Below are 24,643 nucleotides of genomic sequence, written 5' to 3'. Positions count from 1 at the left end.
ACGATTTTTGGTGTCGCTAAGATAGGCTAAGCGTATAAAAGAGTAAAAAGAGAAAACCCTTTATTGGACTATTATCTGATCAGCATCACAATCCCGCTTCTTTTTATGGTGCCGCAAATGGTTTTGGCCTTTATAACATATGCGTATCCACCGGGCTCCATTAAGTTGCCCTTGTAGCGGCCGTCCCAGCATTTGTATATATTATTGCTGGTAAATATTCTTTCGCCCCACCGGGTAAAAATTGAAAATTCTTCAATAACAGCACCGCCGAAACTTTTAACGCCGAAACAGTCGTTATGGCCGTCGCCATTGGGGGTAAATGCATTTGGTACCACAAAAGTTACTTTTCCTTCGGCCATTACATATACGGTTACACTGTCGGTGGCCGAACAGCCGAACTGGTTGGTGCCTTTTACATAATAGGTGGTGGTGGTATCAACACCTGCCACCGGGTTGGGCATGGTGGGATAATCAAGGCCGGTTACCGGGTTCCATGCATATGAAAGGGCCCCGCTGGCACTGAGCTTAGCGGTTGGCGACGTGCAATTGATATCATTGGTTTTATTGGCTGTTACCACCGGTGTTGGGTTCACCGTAACATACATATTAATAGTAGTGTCGTGCGAACAGGTGCTTTCGGCAATATAAACACTGTACAGGGTATTTACATCGGGGGTGGCAACAGGGTTTGATGCAGTGGCATCATCGAGTGATGCGGCTGGCGTCCATTGATATGTGTCGCCGCCTGTGGCATTCAATTTAACCGAGGAACCGTAGCAGATAGCCTGATCGCCCGATGCGGCAAACCGGATACTGCGTATACCCACAAATACCGAATCGCCATAGGTACAATTGTTGGCATCTTTTCCGGTAACGGTATACAGTGTACTTGCCGCAGGCGTTGCCACCGGATTAGCGATCGATGCATTGTTTAATGTGGCAGCCGGCGCCCATGTATAGGTGAGCATGCCGGTATTGGCAAATAACTGCACAGTACCATTTGGACAAATAAGAAAGCTATGATCTGTTAAAACAACCGGTGTTGGATACAAACCGATGTTAACTGTGTCTTTGGCGATGCATCCATTTGCAGTTTGTCCTGTTACAATGTATTGGGTGTTTGCATCCGGTTGCGCTACCGGATTACTGGTAGCGGTATTTGATAATCCGGTTGCGGGCGTCCACGACCAGGTATTGGCCCCGCTTGCCTGTAATTGCACAAGGGCATTTTTGCAAATGGTGGTATCGTTATTGGTTTTTACAATAGGTGTATCAACAGAAATAATCACGCTATCGCGCAGTATCGATACCGGTGCAAACGAAATATCATCAAGGGCATAATCATTACCGCTGGCAATAGTATTCTGATTTACGATGGAAATAGTAGCGGTGGTATTGCTGCCTGAATTCCAGTTGGTATAAAACCGGTCCCAATTACAAACGGTATAGCTTCCCTGAAAAATGTTACCTATCATATTTCCATTGATGGAAAATTGCAACCTGGGCGGGTTACTACCGGTATTGTTCACATTCACATTCTGTAACCATGCTGAAAAAGCATAGTTGGAATTAGGAATCACTGTAATGGTTTGTGTCCATACCGGTACATTAGCCTGAGTGGCGCCATTCACCAGCAACATATTTCCGGTACCTGAAGTATGATCGGTACAGTTTCCGAGTAAACCGTTCCAGGCCTGCGGATTGGCCGATACAAAGTATTGTCCTTCGGTGGTATTAGGATTAGCGTAAGTATACTGGGATATGAAACCGGTATTACCATTACTGAAGTCCCCATTTACAACGAGGTTATTGCCCAACACCTCAGCTGTATAGTAATAGGTCATTTTTTGGGGTGTAGCTGTTACCGGATTTTGGGTGTTCGGGTTATCGAGATAAGTGGCAGGCGACCAGCAAAAGCTTAGCCCTGGTTGTGCACGCAATTGTTTGGTGGTGTTGAAACAAATGGTTGTATCGGGTGTAAGAATAATATTGCTTTTGGTAACATTCACCGGAATGATCCTGGTAATGGTGTCTTTACAGATACTGTTTTGTACAGCGAGTTTAACGGTGTAATTGCCGAAAGAAGGGTAGGTGTTGGTTGCATTCAGATTGCCCGAAGTATTTCCGTCACCGAACGACCACCAGGGGTTTAACAGGTTATTGCCATCGGCAAAAAACTGAACCGATTGCGGATTGCATACATCCTGTTTATAATGAAAATCGGCCATTATAGCATCTACCGAAATAACAACTGTATCTTTTGCCACGCAGCCATTAATAGTTGTGCCTGCAACTATATATTGCGTGGTGGCGTTTGGTTTAGCTACCGGATTACTGATGGTGGTATTGGATAATCCTGCGGCCGGCGTCCACGACCAGGTATTGGCCCCGCTGGCCTGTAGCTGCACAAGACTGTTTTTACAAATAGTAGTATCGTTATTGGTTTTTACAACCGGTGTGTCAACCGAAATAATTACACTATCGCGTTGTATAAATACCGGTGCAAATGAAATATCGTCCAGCGCAAAATCATTACCCTGCACCTGTGTGTTTTTATTTACGATAGAAATAGTAGCCGTTGTTGTATTGCCCGAATTCCAGGTGGTATAAAACTGCGACCAGGTACAGGTTGGCAGGCTGGCCGTAATTAAATTGCCTATATCTTTTCCGTTAATGGAAAAACTCAGCTGCGCCGGATTGGCCGCATACAGGGCTTGTATCCAGGTCGAAAATGCATAATTGGTATTAGGCGTTACCGTTATTGTTGTGGTCCATACTTTTACATTTGGCACGGGTGAACCATTTACCATCATCATATAACTGCGACCAATATTTGTAGTATGGTCGTAGCAGGCACTCATTGCAGGGTTCCACGATTGCGGATTAACGCCAACGTAATATTGGCCTTCAGTAACATTGGGTGTAGCGTAATTATATTCAGAAGTAAACCCGGTATTACCGCTGCCGAAATCACCATTGGTGATCAGATTGGAACCGGCAACCTCGGCTGTATAATAATAAGTTATCTTACCTGGTGTAGATGTAACGGGAGTGGGCGATTGTGGATTATCGAGCCAGGTTGAAGGCGACCAGCAAAAGCTCAGCGCCGGTTGCGCACGCAATTGTTTGGTGGTATTGGCGCAAATGGTAGTATCCGGCGTAAGAATCAGATTGGCATACGTTACTTTAATAGGAATGGTTTTGGTAATGGTGTCTTTACAATTACCGTTTTGTATACCGAATTTAACGGTATAATCGCCAAAAGCAGGGTAGGTGTATACGGGATTTAAACTACCGGTGGTTGTGTTGCCATCGCCAAACGACCAGTAAGGATTGGTGAGGTTATTTCCGTTACTGAAAAACTGTACCGACAACGGATTGCAAATATCCTGCTTATAATAAAAATCGGCCGGCGTGGTGGTTGCCGGTGAAAGAACAATCGTATCGCTGTTTGTGCAACCTTTGGCATTGGTAACGCTTACATAATATTTTCCGTAAGTGGTGGCGGTAAATGTTTGTGTCGTTGATCCATCCTGCCAAAGGAATTTTGAACCGGCATTACCGGCATCGAGCACAAAATTATTTACTGAGCAAAGAGCGGTATCGTTACCGAGATTTACCGTTGGCGGGGCCAATACCACCACCTGTTTACAAAAAGCCGTTTGGGTAGCAAGGCCATCATCTACAGTTAGATTAATATTATAGGTGCCTGCTGTGTTGTAGGTTACAGGTGCAGGGTTTTGTGCCGTTGAATTTGGCGTGTTTGCGTTGGTGCAACCGGCAAAGCGTAACCGGCTGAGTGATTGATTGGCTACGTTTGGAACAAAAGCATAAAGGTCGGGCCCTGCTCTGAATATTTTCGACAGGCAATGCGGAAATCTTAAATTACCAATATTACCGAAATCTACCGCCGTTGGGGTACTTGTAATATTGTTGTTGAAATTAAGTTTTATGATAGTATTATACGATTGGTCGGCATTGATCACAAATCCTAACAGGTCGCCGCAAAACTTAATAATGGTAATATCCCAACTGGCATGAAAAAGCCCGCCAATATTCCCTAAATTTTGCCCTGTGGGCGTATTCAGTAAAGAGTTGCCAAAATCTAACCGTGTTAAGGTATTACCAACAGCATTTGTTACGAATGCATACCAGTTTCCATTATCATTAATGGCATGAAGGCCCGTAGGGCCATTGAGGGTCCCGATATTACCCAGATTAACTGCAGTGGGCGTATTTGAAAAACTGTTGGTAAAATTGAACTTTGTAATGGTGCTGTTATCAGAGTTAACCGTGAGTCCGTACCAGATTCCATTGTTATCACTAAAAACATACAGATCATGAGGATAACTTAAACCGCCAATATTACCCCAGGAGGTAGCTACCGGACTCGTATTGGTAATATTAGTCCCAAACTCAACCTTGATTATTTGCGGTGTGGTTCCTGCTGCAAGCGTTCCTCCTACAATTATCGCATACCATTTACCTTCATTTTTTATAATCTGTATTCCTTCCGCGCCTACAGGTATTACTCCTAAAGTGCCTAAGTTAACAAGCGAAGGCGTATTCAGCAGGCTGGCGCCAAAATCGAGCCTGAATAATTTGCCGGTATAATTATCTGTTACAAAACCATAATAATTGCCATTTTCCAATACATAATCAATGTAAACCGGCGATGACATGGCATTGTTGATATTTCCAAAATTGACGCCCTGCGGAGGTGCATTCAGGTTACCCGTACAAAAATTCCAGTAATACGTGGTAGCCCCCGATGAGGTGTTGGTGATATTTACCGGTGTGTTTACGCATACGGTATCGGGTGTGGTAAAACCGGCTGTTACAATTTTACAGGCCGAAAGGGTAATGGTATCTGTATTGGCGCATCCGTATTTATTTGTGACTTTTACATAGTACTTTCCAAAATTAGTGGCGGTAAATGTTTGCCCCGTCGATCCATCCTGCCACAGGAATGTTGAACCGGCATTGCCTGCATCGAGCACTAAATTATTTACCGCGCAAAGAGTAGTATCGTTTCCGAGATTTACCGTTGGCGGACCCAATACCACCACCTGTTTGCAATAGCTGGTTTGTGTGGGCAGCCCATCGTCGAGTGTAAGATTGATGTTATAGGTGCCGGGTGTATTATAGGTAACAGGCGCAGGATTCTGCACCACAGAGCTCGATACACTGGCATTGGTACATCCCTGAAAACGTAAGCGGGTAATGCTGTTGTTGCTTACGTTGGTAATGAACGTATATATATCGTCGTTTACCCTGAACAGTTTTGAGATGGAATGCGGAAAATTAAGGTTGCCGATATTGCCAACTGTAGTAATAGTTGGCGTTGCCGTTAGATCGTTGTTGAAATTGAGCCGAACGATATTGTTATAGGAAGGATTTCCGTTTACGGCAAAACCAATGATTTGTCCGCAGAATTTCATAATGGTAAAATCCCGCGGTTGTTGAAGTTCGTTGTTTGGATTGCCGAGGTTAACAGCTGTTGGTGTGTTCAGCAGAGATGAACCAAAGTCGAGCCTGGTTAATGAAGCGCTTGTGTTTCCGTTTGTAATAAACACTCTCCAGAAACCATTGTCGTTAATAGCATAAATTCCGGTGGGATAATTCAGATTGCCCAGGTTTCCTAAGTTTACGGCAGTGGGTGTATTGTCGAAGCTATTGGTAAAGTTAAAGCGGGTGATCGTGTTATTTTCAGCATTTACTGTAAACCCGTACCAGTTATTATTCTCCTTAAATATATGGAGGTCGATGGCCTGGCTCATGTTACCTAAATTACCCCAGTCGGTAGCGGTACCGGGATTGGTGATACTTGTTCCAAAATCTATTTTTACGATCTTTGGTTGTGTACCTGAAGGCTGGTAACCGGAAACTATAATAGCATACCATTTGCCCTCATTTTGTACGATTTGTATGCCTTCTACTGCGCTGATTGATTGTAGCACACCTCCGTAATTGCCCAGGTTCACTGCTGTGGGCGTATTTAATAAACTGTTTCCAAAATCAAGACGTATTAAATTTCCCGAATAATGATTTGTGACAAATGCATAATAATTATTGTTTGTATAAGCATAGTCCATAAATACGGGACCACTGAGGTATCCTCCGGGGTTGCCTAAATTAACGCCGGTGGGTGCCTGATTGATGTCGGCCACACAAAAGTTCCAGTAGTATGAGGTGGCGCCCGACGACAGGTTGGTAATATTTACCGGTGAGTTTACGCACACCGTATCGGGTGTAGTAAAATTGGCCACTACATTTGTTTGAGCAATTGAAAAGGTACAAATCAGTAAAAACTGACAAAGCAGCACTATTCTGGCTATCATGGGGTTTAGGGCCTTGGTGATTAGTAGGTTAAGGGGCCAATATATTCATATTTTGCTATAAAGCTGCCCGGAGTTAATAAGCGTGCATTTTTGGCAATAAGCGTGCTGTTTTGGGGTATAAGTGTGTTGCACCTCATCCCGGGCCCCTAGTAAAAGGGGATTGAAGGCCTTGCTGATAATCATATAAATAGCTGTATTTTTGCCATTTGAGGCATACCGCAAAACGGATTAAAAAAATTTAAAAAGCATGTTGAACGCATTAAAAAGAATTCTGAAATCCAGTTCAATTGAAACGAAACCGGCAGTAGCATTCGACGAAAAAGAAATGACCCCGCTGAAACAAATTAACCGCGCTTCGCTAAAAAGCGTGAGCAACTGGATCAATGAAGATGCCATGAAGGTTTCGTGCTTTAAATATGGTGTTCCTGATTTTATTAAAGATGATATTAATAAAGAGATCGGCGACGATCTAACTTATACCGACCTGATGCTTTATTTGTCAAAAAAGCATTTTTCGAAACTGAATTACCTCGAAATCGGCGTTTCGGTAGGCAAGAACTTTTATCAAATGATCAACGCCCACCAAAAAGGGCGGTTCACCGGTTACGATATTGAAGAAATTAACCCGGTACTGATGCAAAAACTGGAGCTTAAATCCAAGGCCGAATGGGACACACCGGCCAATTCCATAAAAAAAATAAAATCGTCGTTAACCGAATTTCAGTACCGCGGCATGGATGTTCGCTATTTAAGCGCCGATGTGTGGGACGAAAGCAGCTGGGCGAAACTGAAAGGCGAAAAATTCAACCTTATTTTCTCCGATGCCTTACATACTCCCCAGGCCATTTTGTTTGAATTTGAAATGCTGGTAAAATACGACCTGCTCGATGAGCAGTTTATCATCGTATGGGACGACCTAGTTGGAAAAATGAAAAAGTCGTTTTTCAGGATCATTGAAAAATACGACAAGGTGTACAAAATAGCCGACATCTATTTTATGAATATCAATGGCTGGATAGGAAAGAACGAGCAACCTCATCTGGTAGGCATGATTTCGAGCTTTAAGTTGTAATATGAAGGTTGTTCTTACAAATCTGTCGAATTCCGTTTTTCAGGAAAGCCGTTATCGTCTGAACAATTCTGCCAGGCGGTTTGGTATTGAGCAAATCAACAGTTATGATTTTGACGATATCAAACCCACGCAATTTTATGCCGGTAACAAAGAGATACTCGATATTCCTACCGGCGCCGGTTGCTGGCTGTGGAAGCCCTATATAATTCTCGAAACGCTGAACGTCCTGACCGATGGCGATATAGTGGTATATGCCGACAGCGGCCTTGAGTTTGTCGCATCCATCGACCCGCTGATCGAAATTTGTAAGCTGCAACAGCCGGTACTGCTTTTTGCCAACGGCAATCTGCCCAATTCGATGTGGACCAAACGGGATTGCTTTATTTTAATGGACTGCGATAACAAAAAGTTTTGGCGCAGTATACAGTGCGATGGCGCATTTGCCTTATTCAGAAAATGCCCCGAAACCGTGCAGTTTGTACAGGAATGGCTGCAAAATGGCACCGATAAAAGGATCATCACCGATATGCCCAATACCCTGGGCAAAAAAAATCTGCCCGATTTTATTGAGCACCGCCGCGACCAGTCGATATTGTCGTTGCTGGCCGCCCTGCACCAGGTACCGCTGTACAGAATGCCTACCCAATACGGCAATCACTATAAATTGCCCCAATACCGGGTGGCCAATGAATTTAACCAGGTGAATCAATATTATCAGAAGCAGGTTAGCTATTATGCTGCAAAACCGTTTGTTAATTCGCCATATGGCCAGTTGCTTGACCATCATCGCACCAAAAGTGCAGCCACTGTAAAAAAGGCAATCGAATCGAATCGGTTAAAAATTATGTGTGCACGCATAAAAAGAAAATTGTACCAGCTATGGTGCAGGATCGATGGGGGCTTATTTAACTGATAAAATGCATAATCAATATACATGACATCTCCTTTGTTTTCGGTAATTATTCCTACTTATAATGCTGAAAAAACACTTTCCGCAACACTCGATAGTTTACTGAAGCAACAGTTTACCGATTTTGAGGTAGTAGTGGCTGATGGTCAATCGAAAGACAATACGCTTCAAATACTACAGGAATATGCCGGCACCGATAAAAGGGTGCGTTTTTTTTCTGAAAAAGATAAAGGCATTTACGATGCTATGAATAAGGGAGTGAAGGCTGCGAAAGGAGAGTGGTTGTATTTTATGGGTTCAGACGATACGCTGCTGAGCAATGATGTTTTATTGAATGTTTCCTTATTTATACAAAAAAGCAGGTCGGTTTTTATATATGGCAATGTGCTGATGGGTAATAGCCACCATTGGTACGATGGGCCGTTTACCTATGAAAAACTGTTAATAAAGAATATTTCGCATCAGGCAATTTTTTATAACCGGAAGGTGTTTGACCTGGTTGGCAATTATGTTGTTGAATACAAAACGCATGCAGACTGGGCTTTTAATATCAGTTGTTTCAGGAATAAATCAATACAGCCCGAATACATGAATGTGCTTATTGCACGTTTTGGGGTAGAAGGAGTAAGTTCGCAGCATGATGTAATTTTTCTAAGGGAATTTTTAATACCGGAGCGGCTATTGTACCTGTCGCAAAACGGAACACATGCGCTGAAGAAAATTTCGTTTTACGATGACTGGTGGAGGCTGTTTCGCAATGCCGGTATCCGCAATAAAGACCAGTTAAAAGGATATACCAGCGATCTTCCTATACCGGTTGCCTTATTAAGTATGTTGAAAATGCAAAGCATCTTTTCGCCCCATTTGCTAAAAACAGGCGTGTTGTCAAAATGTTTTATGCTTATAAGTTATATCTTCAACCGGGTTTCAGGAACACTGGAAGATTGATAAAAAAGTAAAAAATGGCCGATCTGAGTATCATAATAGTGAATTATAAAACACCCGGGCTGCTCATCGATTGTTTACGCACAGTTTACCGTGATATGCAACCCGGTTTGGCCGAGATCATTGTGGTTGACAATGCCTCGGGCGACAACAGCGAGCAGCTGGTAACATCGGCCTTTCCGCAGATTCGCTGGATAAACATGCCGTACAATGCCGGTTTTGCCCGGGCCAATAACGAAGGCATCAAACAGGCAACTGGCCAGGTGATGTTGTTATTAAATTCAGATACCCTTATAGAAAATAATGCCATTGAACATTGTTACCGGCAGTTTATTGCATCGGATTATGTGGCCTGTGGCGTTCAGTTATTAAATGCAGATGGCACGCCGCAGATTTCGGGCAATTATTTTATGACCGGTGGGTTGAATTACCTGCTGCCCCTGCCATATGCAGGCAGCTTTATAAAATGGCTGGGTAAACAGGTGAAGGTCGAAAAACCGAATGTGCCCGATGCCAGCAGCCTTGTTGAGGTTGACTGGATCAATGGCGCTTTCCTGATGGTTAAACGATCGGCCATTGAAAAGGCAGGCCTGCTCGACGACGACTTTTTTTTGTATGCCGAAGAAGCCGAATGGTGCAGCCGGTTGCGTAAAACAGGTAAGCTATGTGTTTACGGGCAATACAAGGTTATTCATTTGCAGGGTGAAACCGCCAATGAAACCTTTGGCTCATCGGGCAAGGGATATTATAACCTGTTCGATAGAAAAGGATTGCAGATCATGCTTTCGAACATGGTACGCATACGCAAACAATTTGGCGCAGGCTGGTATTTGTTTCAGTTATTGTTTTACACGCTTACCATTCCCATTTTTTATATTTTCAGTTTTGTTGAAAATCTTGTCCGGTTCACCAATCCGTTTCGTGATTTTACAAGGGCAACGCGTTTTGCAAAGAACGTAGCGCGGTTATGGACTTTTATGCCCGTTACATTAAGGAATAAGCCCTATTTTTATAAGGTCTTATGAAACGAATTGTACCTGCCGTACTGGTATTTATGTTATTCCCGCTATACCTGTTTTGCCAGGAATATGGTTTTACGCGTTATGATGTTAAAGAAGGCTTAGCCAGCTCTACTGTTTACTGCATGATACAGGATAGAGCCGGTTTTTTATGGTTTGGCACCGAAGCCGGATTAAGCAGGTTCGATGGTACGCATTTTACCAATTTCACACTCGAAGATGGTTTACCCGATAATGAGGTATTACAATTGTTTGCCGACTCAAAAGGCCGGATATGGATATCGCCGTTTAAAAAATCGATCTGCTATTATTATAAAGGCCGCATTTATAACCAGGACAATGATTCCCTGTTAAAGAAAATTCACATCAATAATAATGTTGTCCGGTTTGCCGAAGACAGAAACGGTAATGTGCTGATGATGGAGCCGGGCCGGCTTCATTTAATTACAACAGGTAACGATGTGCAAACTATAGATGCGATAGATGGCGAACCCATAAAATACCTGAGCGGAATTGGACGAAGTAACAACGGTGGCTTTTGGGTATTGGAACAAAACAAGGTATATGAATTAAAAGATTACCGGTTTACGAAGTGGGATACGCTTGATTTTCCTATGCTGCATTATGCATATGCCGCCCTTTCAGATAAAACAATGGCATGGATTAGCGATAACGGCGTTTCGGTACAATCCTTTAGCCTGCATAAGCAAATGCATTTTCCGCATTTGTTCAGGCATATCAATTTTTCACTGATCGATGAAAACCAGGTAGGTGTAACCAGCTGGATGGGCGCCACTATTTATAATTTGAGCAATACCGATAGTGTTGTGCATTTTTTACAGGGCATACCGGTATCGGGCATTATGAAAGATACCGAAGGTAATTTGTGGTTCATAACGCTTGGTCAGGGCGTGCACCGGTTAAATTCGGCTTATGTATTGAATTTAAAGATCAATGATAATAATATTGTGCATCCCATATTTTCACTGGCCCGGTATAATAATTCGATACTGGTAGGAAGCGATATGAATTTGTTATATAAACTGAACATCATAACCGGTAAACCTGAAAAGAAAAATATTGATCTTTCCAAAAAATACGGTCAGATTGTTAAAGCACTGTATATCCATGATGGCAAAATAATTTATGCAAGCAATTTTGGGATTGTAAAGTTGGATGCCGGTTATAAAATGACCAAACAAATTGATAATATAACGGTAAAAGGCTTCTTTCCTTATAAAAATAAACTGCTGGTAACCACCGACCGGAATATTATTATAGTAGATCCGGCCACTTTAAATGTAACCGATACCATCTGGCACGAAAGGGCCACTACCGTATTTGCCAGTAATGATACTTTTTACATAGGCACTTTAAATGGCTTGTATTGCCGCCTGCCCGATAAATCGTTCATGTACATGGGTGAAAAATACGGGGCCTTTAAATACCGCATAGCCGCTATTACTAAAGATGCCAATGATGTAATATGGATTGCAACTTTTGGAACAGGTATCGTAGGCTGGAAAAACGGACAGGCAATCGCCCGCATCAATCAGCATAACGGACTGGCCAGTAATATTTGCCGCACTTTATTCCTGCACGGCAACTCATTGTGGGTAGGCACCGACAAAGGGCTGCATAAAATAACACTGCAAAAGGGATTTGCTGTAAAAAAATATACAACCGGCGACGGGTTACTCTCCGAAATCATTAATGTGTTATATGTTGAAGGGAGCAAAGTTTTTGTTGGCACGCCTGAAGGAGTTACCATTTTCGACGATCAGAAAATAACCAGTGAATCGCATTGCGATCTGCGGTTCACCAACATTACCATCAGCGGACAATCGATTTACCCCGATGATATGCCGGTGAATCTGCCGCATAGCAGTAATAACATCCGGTTTGATTTTGCAGGTATATCCTATAAATCGGCCGGGGATATACGCTACCGGTACCGGTTGCTGGGGTTAGACAGCTCCTGGAAAGAAACGCGTGAAACTTTTTTAAGCTATCCCACGCTGCCTTCGGGCGATTATCAGTTACAATTGCTGGCCATTAATAAATTCGATGTGTATAGCAGCCTGGTTACGGCCCGTTTTACTATTCAGAAATTGTTGTGGGAAGAAACCTGGATCAAACTGCTCATGGCATTTCTGTTTTTGGTGCTCACAGTAGTATTAGTGTTTTTGATCATATATCGTATACGCAAACGTGAACAGGAAAAAACTGCTATCAATAAACGCATCGGCGAACTGGAACAACTGGCCCGTAAAGCGCAAATGAATCCCCATTTTATCTTTAACAGCCTGAACTCGATTCAGCAATATGTAATGGATGCCGATATTGTGGGGGCCAATAAATTTATCTCAGGCTTTTCGCGGCTGATCAGGCAAACGCTCGATTTTTCGTCGAAACCTGAAATAAGTCTTGCCGAAGAGCTGGATTATCTGACCAATTACCTCGAACTTGAAAAAACACGGATTGAGGATGCGTTCAGCTGGTCGGTATCAGTAGCGCCCGATGTGAATACGGCAGAATACTTTATTCCGCCGATGATATTACAGCCTTTTGTTGAAAACAGCGTTCGGCACGGGTTGCGGTACCGAAAAGACAGAGAAGGAAAAGTTTCGGTAATCATAAAAAAAGAAAATGATTTTCTGATATGCATACTGGAAGATAACGGGGTGGGACGTAAGACCGCTTTGAAATACAAGAGCGCCAACCCCATAGAGTATCAGTCGAAAGGCATGTCGTTAACCGCCGAGCGTATAACCATGCTGAATAAAGATAATGCGCAAAAAATAACGATGACCATCGATGATCTTGAAGACGAAAAACAAAATCCGTTGGGAACACGGGTTACCCTAAGCTTTCCGCTTCTATGATACAAATAAACCGACTTGTTGTATTGATTGTATTTTTTTGTCTGGGACTGCTGCATGTTGCAGCCCAGGAGTTTGGTTATACCCGTTACGACAGCAAAGACGGGCTGGCCGGGTCAACCGTTTATTGCATCACGCAGGACAAAGATGGTTTTTTATGGTTTGGCACCGAAACCGGTTTAAGCCGTTTTGATGGCACGCATTTTAAAAACTTTAAAAAAGAAGATGGGCTGCCCAATAATGAAATAATACAAATATTAGCCGATTCAAAAGGGCGGGTATGGGGAGCGCCATTTAAAAAAGCTATTTGTTACTATTATAAAGGAAAGATCTATAACCAGGACAATGATCCGGTATTGAAGAAGATACATGTAAACGAAAATATCGTTCACATTGCCGAAGATGCACAGGGAAATATTTTACTGCAGGAAATCGACCGGCTGCATTTAATACAACCGGGCGGAAGCGTAGTAACTATCGATAAAATCGATAATAGTTCATTTCCTTATATAAGTACAGTTGGAAAAAGCGCCGAAGGCGGCTTTTGGATTGTGGAGCGTAACAGGTTGTATAATCTGAATAACAAGCGGCTCAGGTTGTGGGATACCCTGCGGTATGATTACCCTCATTTTATGTATTTTTCTATTACCGACAAAGCCATGATATGGCGTAGTTCAGGCAGCCAGATCACTGCCCGGTCGCTTGGTACTTCACAAACCATTCGCTTTCCTACTACCGAAGAATTTACCAATTTATGTGTTATCGATAACAATCAGGTTGGTTTATGTACTACAAAGGGAGCATGGATATATACTATCAGCAACCATGATAGTGTTCAGTATTTACCGGGCCTGCATGTATCGAATATATTCAGGGATAGTGAAGGAAATACCTGGTTCAGCACGCTTGGTAAAGGAATATACCGGTTGAACTCGCCCTTTATCAAGAACCTGCTATTTGATATCAACCGTAACAACCACCAGGTATTGTCGTTAGGCTGTTATAAAAATACTATATTGGTTGGGCAGGATATGAACTCGTTATACCTGCTGAATAAAGAAACCTCAAAACCTGAAAAGATCATTAACAGGATCAACGGGGCTCAAACAATACCTATTCATTCGCTATGGGTAAATGACCACAACAACGTTTTCTATGGCGCCAGTTCGGGCCTTTATAAAATGGCTCCCGACTTTACCCCTCAAAAAAGAATTAAATGTACCGTTAAAGGAATTTTTGCCTGGAAAAACAAACTGCTGATATCTACTAATAAAAGTGCGTTGGTCGTAGACCCTGACCGGTTTGTAGTAACCGATACCATCTGGCACGAAAGGGCTACCACGGTATTTGCTGCCGGGGACACTATTTTTATAGGAACGCTGGCAGGTTTGTATTGCAGGTATCCAAACAGAAAAGTAGAGTATTGGGGCGATAAAAACCCTGTTTTTCAAAACCGCATCACGGCCATTGCACGCGACAGTAACGATATATTGTGGATCGCCACCTACGACGAAGGTATTATCGGTTGGAAAAATGAACAGGTGGTTGCACGCATCAATCAGCAAAATGGATTAACCAGTAATACCTGTCGCACTATTTTTTTAAATAAACAATCGTTGTGGGTGGGCACCGACCAGGGTTTAAACAGGATTAACATTGGTACAGGCGATTACCGGGTAAAAAAATTTACCACAGGCGATGGAATGCCCTCGAATGTGATCAATGCCCTGTATGTTGAAGATAATAAGGTATTTGTAGCCACTACCGAAGGGGTTACTTTCTTTGACGAACAAAAAATAAACAGCGAGTCGCAGTGCAATCTGCATTTCACTAACATTACCATCAGCGGGCAATCGTATTATCCCGATGAAATGCCGGTTGAATTGCCCCATAAAAAAAATAACATCCGGTTCGATTTTGTAGGCATATCCTATAAATCGGCGGGGGATATACGCTACCGGTACCGGTTACTGGGGGTAGACAGCGCCTGGAAAGAAACGCGTGAAACTTTTTTAAGCTATCCAACATTGCCATCGGGCGAATATGAGCTGCAGTTACAGGCCACTAATAAGTTCGATGTAAATAGTAAGCTGATCGCGTCAAAATTCTCTATACAAAAATTGTTGTGGGAAGAAACCTGGTTTCAGTTGCTGGCCGGTTTTATATTTTTGGCCATAACAACTTTGCTGGTATTACTGATCATTAGCCGCATACGTAACCGCGAACGTGAAAAATCGATCATCAGCAAACGCATCTTCGATCTGGAACAACTGGCCCGCAAAGCGCAAATGAACCCTCACTTTATTTTTAACAGTCTTAATTCAATTCAGCAATATGTGATGGATACCGATATCGTGGGGGCTAATAAGTTTATTGCAGGCTTTTCGCGGCTCATCAGGCAAACGCTCGATTTTTCGTCGAAACCCGAAATAAGTCTTGCCGAAGAGCTGGACTATTTAACCAATTACCTCGAGCTGGAGAAAACGCGGCTTGAAAATGCATTTTCCTGGTCGGTAACAATAGATCCCAATGTACATCCGGCGGAATATTTTATTCCGCCAATGATATTGCAACCTTTTGTTGAAAACAGTGTGCGGCACGGATTGCGATACCGGAAAGATAAAGAAGGGAAGGTAACAGTGACCATCAAAAACGAACATGGTTTTTTGATTTGTGTGCTGGAAGATAATGGTGTAGGCCGTAAAGCCGCATTGAAATACAAAAGCGCCAATCCCATCGAATACCAGTCGAAGGGTATGTCGTTAACCGCCGAGCGTATAACCATGTTAAATAAAGATAACCCGCATAAAATAACCATGCAGATCGATGATCTGGAAGATGAGCATCAAAACCCGCTGGGAACGCGGGTTACACTAATTTTTCCGGTAGTATGAGTATGATAAAATGTATTTTGATCATTGTATTTTTTTGTGTGTGGCTGCCACCGGTGCATGCACAGGAGTATGCCTATGCCCGTTACGATAGCAAAGATGGCCTGGCGGGTAGTACCGTGCATTGCCTGACGCAGGACAAAGAGGGATTTATGTGGTTTGGTACCGAATCGGGTTTAACCCGTTTCGATGGCACCCATTTTAAAAACTTCACCCGTGAAGATGGGTTGCCCGACAATGAAGTGATAAAATTGTTTACCGATTCTAAAGGCAGGGTATGGATTGCTCCTTTCAGAAAAACGATCTGTTACTATTATAAGGGCCGCATTTATAACCAGTATAACGATTCTGCTCTAAAACGTATTCATATAGGTACGTATGTAGTGCATTTTGCTGAAGACGCGGACGGTAATCTGTTAATGCAGGAAGAAAACCGGCTTCATTTGATAAAAGCCAACGGCGAAGTGGTTACTATTCAAAAAATTAACAACGAAGCCATTAAATATGTTACATCGATTGGCCGTAATATAAACGGTGCATTTTGGGTAATGGAAAGAAACCGGATCTTTGAGTTCCGCAATAACCGTTTTTCGCTGTTTAAAACGATCTCTTTATATACCATACATTTTAATATGTCGGTGATTACGCCAAACCGCGTGGTCTATCGAAGCGATACGCTACATATAAGTGCCTTGTCGTTGGGTAACGGAAAACAGGTGCAATTTCTCTTGCCAAAGGGACCGGTAAATTATACCATGTTAGATGATACCACCTTTATGCTATGTACAAGAGTGGGGGCAACTATGTATAATTTAAACAACGTTGATAGTCCTCTTCATTTTTTAAAGGGCGTATCGGTTTCCAGTTCAATGAAAGATTCGGAAGGCAACATCTGGATAACTACGGTGGGCCGGGGTGTTTACCGGTTACATTCCGCCGCATTGATGAATATAAAGATCACTAAAAAAAATGGCGAGCAGCAACCGGTTTATTGCCTGGAAAAATATAAACAGTCGATTCTGGTAGGTTCCGATATCAACCTCATGTATCCCCTAAATGCTGTAACAGGCATGCCCGACAGGGAGCATATTGCCAACTTTAATTATGGTATTGATCCGGTTTTTGGTATCCGAACCCTTGGCAACGATATTATTGTGGGAACAAACTTTATGGTTGCGAGAATGGCTGCCGACTATAAATTGAAGAAGACAATCCCAAATCTGGGCGTTAAATCACTAGAGATCTATCATAATAAAATACTGGTGGCATGCAGCCAGGGCGTTTTTTTATATGACCCCGAAAGCCTGAACAGAACCATTATCAGGGACGATCGGGGTACAAGCGTGCATGTTGTAAACGATACCATTTATATTGGCACCTTGTACGGTTTATATAGTTATTTGCCTGATGGAACGACAAAATTCGAAGGCGACAAAGTTCCGCTGATGCGCAACCGTATTTCGACCATCGATCACGATGCCAGCAATGTGCTTTGGGTTGGTACATATGATGAAGGGCTGATAGGATATAAAAACGGACAGATAATTACACACATAACCCGGCAAAACGGATTAACGAGTAATATATGCCGCTCTGTTGTGTGCAACGGCAGCACCGTATGGGTGGGTAGCGATAAAGGGCTGAATGAAATTGAATTTACCGGCAACCGGTATACCATAAAAAGATTTACAACTACTGAAGGTTTGCCTTCTGATGTGATCAACGCATTGTGTGTTGCGGGCAACAAAGTATTTGCAGGCACCCCGGAGGGCGTTACGGTTTTTGACGAACGAAAGATGAATATGGAATCGCGCTGCGATCTGTTGTTTACCGATGTTACCGTGGCAGGCAAATTGTTTTATGGCAGTGAGTTCCCTGCTGCCATACCTCATGTAAAAAATAACCTGCGTTTTAACTATGTGGGGATATCCTATAAATCGGCCGGTGATATACGATACCGGTACCGTTTGCTGGGGTTAGACAGCAATTGGAAAGAAACCAGGGAGACTTTTTTAAGCTATCCTACCTTGCCATCGGGTGATTATGAATTACAGGTGCAGGCGATCAATAAGTTCGATGTGTATAGTAAAATAATCAGCGCCCGGTTCATGATTGAACAATTAACATGGGAAAAAACCTGGTTCCATATACTCGTTGTGTTGTTCTTTCTGGCTGGCACCGGTTCGCTGGTATGGCTTATCATTTCACGTATCCGGCGCAGAGAACAGGAAAAAACAGCCGTTAATAAACGAATTGGCGAACTGGAGCAACTTGCCCGGAAAGCGCAAATGAATCCCCACTTTATATTCAACAGCCTGAATTCGATTCAACAATATGTGATGGATGCCGATATTGCAGGGGCGAATAAATTTATAAGCGGCTTTTCGCGGCTGATCAGGCAAACACTTGATTTTTCATCAAAGGTAGAAATTACGCTGGAAGAAGAGCTGGATTACCTGAGCAATTACCTTGACCTCGAAAAAACGCGTTTGGAAAACGCCTTTTCATGGTCGGTACAAATTTCAGAAGATGTGAATCCTGAAGATTATTATATTCCGCCCATGATTTTGCAGCCATTTGTTGAAAATAGTGTGCGGCATGGTTTGCGTTACAGGAAAGATAAAGAGGGAAAAGTAATAATTTGTGTAAAAAAAACAAATAATCATCTCATTTGTGTGTTAGAGGATAATGGTATAGGAAGAAAAGCGGCCATGCGGTTTAAAAGCATTTCGCCGATCGAATATCAGTCTAAGGGTTTATCCTTAACGGCTGAACGAATTACGATGTTAAATAAGAACAATGAGCATGAAATTAGCATGCAAATTGAGGATCTTGAAGATGACCTACATAATGCATTGGGAACCAGAGTTACAATAAGTTTTCCCGTTTTTTAATATAATTATTTTTCTTTGCCGTATGATAAACGCCTTGATTGTTGACGATGAACCCAAAAATATCAGGATACTAAATGGACTACTGGAGGAAAGTTGCCCTGAGGTAAAGATTTTGGGAGAAGCTATAAGTGCAGAAACAGCCATTCCCCTGATCCATGAAAAAAATCCTGACCTGGTATTCCTTGATATTGAAATGCCATATGGGAATGCATTTGACCTGCTTGACCGGATCATGCCCGTTAATTTTGAAATTATTTTTATTACCGCTTTTGACGATTACACACTAAAAGCGTTTAAATACAGCGCGCTCGATTACCTGTTAAAACCTGTTAGTATCGACGAACTTAAAACGGCCGTACGCAAAGCGAAAGAGCGCATCAGGTTTAAAAATATTAACCAGCAGCTGCAAAACCTGTTGTTCAATATCAACAAACCAAACGCTTCTTTACAAAAAATTGCCCTGCCGTGTAACGACGGTTTAGTGTTTGTGTTATTGTCAGATATCATCCGGTTCGAAGCCAAGGGCGGTTACACACATGTTTATACAACCGAGGGACAGAAATATATTTCATCGAGGATCATCAAGGAATATGAAGAGATATTGCCTGAAGATATTTTCTTCCGTATTCATAACTCGCACATCATTAACCTGAATTATGTAAAGAAATACCACAAGGGCAGGGGAGGTGCGATCGAAATGAGCGATAACGCTATGATTGAGGTAGCTACAAGGCGTAAGGATGAATTTTTAGCACGGTTTGGATATAAATAAAATACTGTTGCAGGTTACAGGTTTCACGGATGGCAACTTTTCAACTTGTAACTTGTAACCTGCAACTTGCAACACTTTAATACCACATACGTGCCTGCACCCTTTTAAGATAAGCAAGCCCCTGCGTACCCACCGGCGTTCTTTTTTCAGTAGATGGTATATGCATAATTTCTTTCCAACCCTTCAGCCATCCCCGAAAGTGGTAACCGCTTTTGCGCAGGTATTCGATGCTCCATAAAAAAGCGGTGGTAAAAAAATAAATGATGGATAAATACTTCCACGCCACCCTGGTTTTATTCACCCACATGCCCCGGAGCTTGTCTTTATTGGGCATTCGGCCAAGGGGCGATTCTTTATGCAGAATAACAACCCGGTCGTCGTAAACGATTTTAAACCCTGCCCCGATGGCACGATAGCTAAGGTCGTATTCTTCCATGCCATAAAAAAAATTGGTGGGGTAGTAGCCGGTTTTTTCAAATACATCGCGGTGTATGGCATGAGCGCAGCCTACAAAATATCCTGTGTTGAAATGATGCAGGTGCTTACGTTGCTCAAATTGTTTATGCGGAAAAGCGGTTTGCTGCAGCTGGTGGTTATCGTAATAAAACACTTTAAACGATACAATCCCTGTAGGCCGGTTATCAGAATCCGGTGCAGGTTGATTAAATAACTGCTGTACCTGCAACAGGGCATCCTCGTTTTCAAAAAGAGCATCGTCGTCGAGAAAAACCATTACATCGGCTGTACTTTGCTGAATGGCATAATTCCGTCCGCGCGAAACGCCCAGGTTTTCGGTGGTGACATGATACCGTAACGGAATTTCGGGGTGCTGCTGAATGAACTGTTCAAGCGCCGCATAACTCTCCGACGACTTATTGTTGATAAAAATAACCTCCTGTACCAGTGCCGATATGTTTTGCAACCGGCTTATATTTTGCGCCAGCTCCAGCGCATCGTTCGGCCGGTTATAGGTGATAATAACAATGGCTATTCCTTTACTGGTGTTCGATGAAGACATATAGAGAATTGTTGCCGGTTACCGGTTACCAGGTATCCGGTAACCGGTAACCGGCAACGTGAAACTGTAACTTATTACTTACGACTTACTACTTACAACTTTTTTACTGATCAGCGGACGCAACAGCCATACAACATAGCCCAGCATCAGCAGCGTGAGTATCCATGCAGCTACAGAACTAAGCGTATAGCCGGTGTTATAAATTTTTGGTTCAAACTTAAATTCAATGGTGTGCTTGCCGGCAGGTACCATCAATGCGCGTAATACATAATTGGCTTTTGCATATACAGCCGGTTTGCCGTCGATATAGGCGTTCCAGTCTTTATAATATATTTCACTGAACACGGCAGCATGAGCACTGTTGCTGTTGCTTTCGTATTTGATGGCCTCATTATCGAATTCAACCTGCTTAATAGTGGCTGTGCTATCAGCCGGTGTAAATCCGCTAAACTGGCCTTTAAAAGTATCATCGATAATGGCATCGGTGGCAGGATTAAAGTTGTTCATCGCCTTCATTTCTTCCACCGGTCCGTGTACGAATTTTATATTGTTTACAAACCAAACATTGCCCAGTGCGCCCGGATTGCGAACGGCCTGAACATTGTTGCCTTGCTGGTTCGCCTCGATAAGATATTTTGTATTGAGCATGTTCAGTACGCCCGGATTGGGTGACGACGATAGCTGATAGGCGATTAAATCGTCGTAAATGCCCAGGCGTGCAGGGTGGTACCCACCGATCGACTTATGATAGTACGAAGTATGCGAATCGGTTGTATACGGATCGCCTACTGTTGTATTCAGCACGCGGAAGTTGGGATCGGTATCTTTTAAAATTTCCTGATCGGCGGGTGTTAACGGAAACTCGCTGGCTTCATAAGTTGATTTGCTGTCGAAGTAAAACCTGTTGAGGTAATTGCTATCGAACGAAAGCAGATCAATAGCGGTTAGCAAACCTATACCGGCCAGCATAATCCCCGCGTTTATTTTCTTTTTGATATACAAAAATCCAACGCCCATGGTTAACAGCACAAATATCAGGGAACGCAGTATGGTTGATCCAAATGCTGATTGACGGTCCTGACGCAGGGCGGTTAACATGCCGCGTGCCATAGTTGCATCACCCTTTGTCTGGTATAAAAAGTTTTCGTAAACATGGTTATCGGCAAACGGCTCATATTGGCTATTGATACTATCCATACTTGCCCTGAGGTTGGGATTGCCGGACGTGAAAGCCCGGGTAATGGCCGCAGTACGTTTTGTGTTTTCGTTGCCGTAATCTGAAGTGAAATACAATAATCCTGCTATCACAAATACCGCAGCGGTTATAATAGCGGTTAGTTTTAATTTTTTCAGATCAATAACCGGGTTCGCCAATAGTTTTTCCAATGCGAGGGCTACGCCAACAGGCACTACCAGTACGGTCATTTCGAGGGCCATGGTAGGCACCCTGAATTTGTTGTATAAGGGAAAATGATCGAACAGAAAATAGTTCAAGGCGGCAAAATGTTTACCCATGGCCAGTAAAACACCCAGAATAGCGGATGTTAAAATCCACCATTTGTGCGGGCCTTCGAGGTATGCCATGGCAAAAATGAATAGCAGGCAAATTACGGCGCCTAAATAAATAGGGCCTGAAGTGCCGGGCTGATCGCCCCAATATAAACTACCGCTTTGCCGCATGGCAAATTCGGCGGCCTGGTCTTCAGGCGCATTTAATTTTTCGGTGATATACTTCGCCAGTTTTGAGTTTTCATCGAGTTTGGGAAACTCGAACGATTCGTTATCGCGTACTGAACCGGTCAATCCATATCCCATTACACCGGGAAACATGAGGGTGAATGTTTCTGAACGGCCATAGCTCCACTGAAAGGCATATTCTTTACTCAGACCTTTTGTTTTATTATTGCTTACAACGTCGTTTGATTTTGCTCTTTCGTCCATCACCAGCATACCGCCTCTTTTCGATTGTTTCGAATAATCGTACACGGTGAGTAGCGAAACGGCATTGATCATTACACCAATAAGACCGGCCGCTACGGCAATGCCAATTCCTTTCAGTGCGGTGCCGGGTGTTTTGGTGCGAAATCCGTTGATCAGATATGCCAGGCACATGATGCCGGTAATGAGGAACAGATAAAAGCTTACCTGCTGGTGGCCCTGCTGAATTTGCAGTCCGGTAAATAAAGCGGTAAGAATAAATCCGCTGATATATTTTTTATCGAATAATAAAAGGATACCTCCCAGTACGGCAGGGGCGTAAGCGAGGGCAAACATCTGCGTATCGTGCCCCGCGGCAATAAAAATAGGGAAGGTGTTGCTGTAGGCAAAGGCAAGGCCGCCGATAACTGCCACCCAGGGGCGTATGCGCAGGCACATGCACAGAATATAAAAACATACACTTGCCAGAAAGAAAAGGTTGATGGGTTTGGGAAGACCCAGCTGCATGATGGTACCTACTATACCCAGCGGCGTCCACGGGCCATCCATGGCAAACTGGTAACCCGGCATACCGGCATACATACTTGTTGCCCATAAAGGAAACCGGCCATGCTTTTCTTTGTATTGAAACGACTGGTGGCTCATGCCCTCCCAATTGGTAATATCGCTCTGCTTCATCACCACATCACTTTCCAGAGCCGGTTTACAAAAGAATAAAGCCACTATTAAAAAAATGGCAATGGATATCAGATGGGGCATTACCTGCTGCCAGAGTGTTTTCTTCATTATTGCAAAAAATTAATAGTTGGGCAAAATAATGCAATTTTACAGCAACTTGACTATATGCAAAGTTTAATATTTTTCAGTCGGGTAGCTTTTATTTGTAATGTTTGCTTTGTATTTGTATGGATTATGCGTTATTATCCTGTTCTGAAGGAGGGGCAACAGGGACATTTCGTGTCACTGGTGCTCATTTTGGGCGTTTTAATCGCATTTCTGCTAAATATGGTGGTGAACATCGTACTTCTCATTTTTATATTGCGTGGTAAGGCGGTGTGGAAACATTTTCCGCGATGGCTGATTATTACTAATTTTCTCTTTTTAATTCCTGAGCTAATACTTTTTATAAAATGATCCATGCTATTGTAAAGGATAAACCGACCCGGCTTTTTGTTTTTTTTACAGCTTTTTTTGTTGCCAATGCCCTGATCGCCGAATGTATAGGCACCAAATTGTTTTCGCTTGAAAAGTTGCTGGGCACACATCCTGCCAATATAACTATGTTCGGTCAATCGGGACTGGCTTTTACGCTTACCTGTGGAGTATTATTGTGGCCCCTTGAGTTTGTAATGACCGACATCATTAATGAATATTACGGCCCTAAAGCTGTTCGCAGGATAAGTATTACTGCTGTATGCCTTATTTCCTATGCTTTTTTGATGTTTTATCTGGCCATTCGTGTGCCGGCGGCCGATTTCTGGATCACCAGCAAAACAAAGCAGGGCGTGCCCGATATGCAAAATGCCTTTGACAGTATATTCGGACAGGGCATGCGTATTATCATTGGTAGTCTGGTGGCGTTTCTGGTAAGTCAGATCGTGGATGTAACGGTATTTCATAAAATTAAAAAACGCACCGGCGAAAAGTATGTATGGTTGCGGGCAACGGGCTCTACCATAATATCGCAGCTGGTCGATAGCTACATTGTATTGTTCATTGCTTTTTCGGGCATATTCAGCTGGCAGCAGATACTGGCTATTGGCGTAATGAATTATACCTATAAATTCCTGATGGCGCTAATACTTACACCGGTTATTTATCTTGTAGAAGGAAGAATCGAGAAGTATCTGGGCTCTGAAGTTGCTAAGAAAATGAAGCTGGCGGCGATGGGGAAGGAGAACGAGTAGCAACCAATAAGCAATATGCAATGGGCAATTGGCAATTGCATATTGCTTGTTGTC

Annotated in this window: 12 protein-coding genes; 9 read left to right on the top strand and 3 right to left on the bottom strand. The window is 42.9% G+C overall.

Annotated features, from left to right (window positions below; translation table 11 throughout):
• Positions 1 to 71: 71 nt before the first annotated feature.
• On the bottom strand, positions 72 to 6,341 hold the full coding sequence (locus AC59IL_RS02320; RefSeq protein ID WP_496550458.1) for a PKD domain-containing protein: 6,270 nt from the start codon (positions 6,339 to 6,341) through the stop codon (positions 72 to 74).
• Between the two features lie 247 nt (positions 6,342 to 6,588).
• Between AC59IL_RS02320 and AC59IL_RS02315 the strand changes: the two genes are divergently transcribed.
• The 8 genes from AC59IL_RS02315 to AC59IL_RS02280 are packed head-to-tail and all read left to right on the top strand — an operon-like array spanning position 6,589 to position 19,726.
• Positions 6,589 to 7,413, top strand: coding sequence for a class I SAM-dependent methyltransferase (locus tag AC59IL_RS02315; protein WP_496550457.1), 825 nt, complete (start codon positions 6,589 to 6,591; stop codon positions 7,411 to 7,413).
• Between the two features lies 1 nt (position 7,414).
• The gene (locus AC59IL_RS02310) at positions 7,415 to 8,326 is read left to right on the top strand and encodes a hypothetical protein (RefSeq protein ID WP_496550456.1); all 912 of its coding nucleotides are present in this window, start codon (positions 7,415 to 7,417) and stop codon (positions 8,324 to 8,326) included.
• 21 nt (positions 8,327 to 8,347) lie between these two features.
• Positions 8,348 to 9,271, top strand: coding sequence for a glycosyltransferase family 2 protein (locus tag AC59IL_RS02305; RefSeq protein WP_496550455.1), 924 nt, complete (start codon positions 8,348 to 8,350; stop codon positions 9,269 to 9,271).
• 14 nt (positions 9,272 to 9,285) lie between these two features.
• Positions 9,286 to 10,293, top strand: coding sequence for a glycosyltransferase family 2 protein (locus AC59IL_RS02300; protein WP_496550454.1), 1,008 nt, complete (start codon positions 9,286 to 9,288; stop codon positions 10,291 to 10,293).
• Positions 10,290 to 13,172: a sensor histidine kinase gene (locus tag AC59IL_RS02295; RefSeq protein WP_496550453.1), complete on the top strand. Its 2,883-nt coding sequence runs from the start codon at positions 10,290 to 10,292 to the stop codon at positions 13,170 to 13,172. Before AC59IL_RS02300 ends, AC59IL_RS02295 begins: the two co-directional genes overlap by 4 nt.
• Positions 13,169 to 16,063 (top strand): sensor histidine kinase, encoded by a 2,895-nt coding sequence (locus AC59IL_RS02290; protein WP_496550452.1) that lies wholly within the window; start codon positions 13,169 to 13,171, stop codon positions 16,061 to 16,063. The genes AC59IL_RS02295 and AC59IL_RS02290 overlap by 4 nt, the downstream gene beginning before the upstream one ends.
• Positions 16,060 to 18,954 carry a sensor histidine kinase gene (locus AC59IL_RS02285; protein ID WP_496550451.1) on the top strand — a complete coding sequence of 965 codons (2,895 nt, stop codon included), beginning with the start codon at positions 16,060 to 16,062 and terminating at the stop codon, positions 18,952 to 18,954. Before AC59IL_RS02290 ends, AC59IL_RS02285 begins: the two co-directional genes overlap by 4 nt.
• 22 nt (positions 18,955 to 18,976) lie before the next feature.
• Positions 18,977 to 19,726 carry a LytR/AlgR family response regulator transcription factor gene (locus AC59IL_RS02280; RefSeq protein ID WP_496550450.1) on the top strand — a complete coding sequence of 250 codons (750 nt, stop codon included), beginning with the start codon at positions 18,977 to 18,979 and terminating at the stop codon, positions 19,724 to 19,726.
• Between the two features lie 76 nt (positions 19,727 to 19,802).
• Here the strand turns inward: AC59IL_RS02280 and AC59IL_RS02275 are convergent, their stop codons facing one another.
• Both AC59IL_RS02275 and AC59IL_RS02270 read right to left on the bottom strand, forming a co-directional pair.
• Positions 19,803 to 20,744 carry a glycosyltransferase family 2 protein gene (locus tag AC59IL_RS02275; protein ID WP_496550449.1) on the bottom strand — a complete coding sequence of 314 codons (942 nt, stop codon included), beginning with the start codon at positions 20,742 to 20,744 and terminating at the stop codon, positions 19,803 to 19,805.
• Positions 20,745 to 20,822: 78 nt separating this feature from the next.
• Positions 20,823 to 23,468: a YfhO family protein gene (locus AC59IL_RS02270; RefSeq protein WP_496550448.1), complete on the bottom strand. Its 2,646-nt coding sequence runs from the start codon at positions 23,466 to 23,468 to the stop codon at positions 20,823 to 20,825.
• Positions 23,469 to 23,812: 344 nt separating this feature from the next.
• Between AC59IL_RS02270 and AC59IL_RS02265 the strand changes: the two genes are divergently transcribed.
• On the top strand, positions 23,813 to 24,589 hold the full coding sequence (locus AC59IL_RS02265; RefSeq protein ID WP_496550447.1) for a queuosine precursor transporter: 777 nt from the start codon (positions 23,813 to 23,815) through the stop codon (positions 24,587 to 24,589).
• Positions 24,590 to 24,643: the final 54 nt, after the last annotated feature.

It is taken from the genome of Niastella sp. sgz303648 (assembly GCF_059587045.1).
Note: the sequence above shows the minus strand (reverse complement) of the source record. Positions and strands in the feature narration are given on the sequence as shown.

Coding starts and splice junctions, on each gene's coding strand:
- AC59IL_RS02300 (WP_496550454.1), top strand. CDS start 9,286: ATGGCCGATCTGAGTATCATAATAGTGAATTATAAAACACCCGGGCTG.
- AC59IL_RS02280 (WP_496550450.1), top strand. CDS start 18,977: ATGATAAACGCCTTGATTGTTGACGATGAACCCAAAAATATCAGGATA.
- AC59IL_RS02320 (WP_496550458.1), bottom strand. CDS start 6,341: ATGATAGCCAGAATAGTGCTGCTTTGTCAGTTTTTACTGATTTGTACC.
- AC59IL_RS02295 (WP_496550453.1), top strand. CDS start 10,290: ATGAAACGAATTGTACCTGCCGTACTGGTATTTATGTTATTCCCGCTA.
- AC59IL_RS02315 (WP_496550457.1), top strand. CDS start 6,589: ATGTTGAACGCATTAAAAAGAATTCTGAAATCCAGTTCAATTGAAACG.
- AC59IL_RS02270 (WP_496550448.1), bottom strand. CDS start 23,468: ATGAAGAAAACACTCTGGCAGCAGGTAATGCCCCATCTGATATCCATT.
- AC59IL_RS02310 (WP_496550456.1), top strand. CDS start 7,415: ATGAAGGTTGTTCTTACAAATCTGTCGAATTCCGTTTTTCAGGAAAGC.
- AC59IL_RS02265 (WP_496550447.1), top strand. CDS start 23,813: ATGATCCATGCTATTGTAAAGGATAAACCGACCCGGCTTTTTGTTTTT.
- AC59IL_RS02275 (WP_496550449.1), bottom strand. CDS start 20,744: ATGTCTTCATCGAACACCAGTAAAGGAATAGCCATTGTTATTATCACC.
- AC59IL_RS02290 (WP_496550452.1), top strand. CDS start 13,169: ATGATACAAATAAACCGACTTGTTGTATTGATTGTATTTTTTTGTCTG.
- AC59IL_RS02285 (WP_496550451.1), top strand. CDS start 16,060: ATGAGTATGATAAAATGTATTTTGATCATTGTATTTTTTTGTGTGTGG.
- AC59IL_RS02305 (WP_496550455.1), top strand. CDS start 8,348: ATGACATCTCCTTTGTTTTCGGTAATTATTCCTACTTATAATGCTGAA.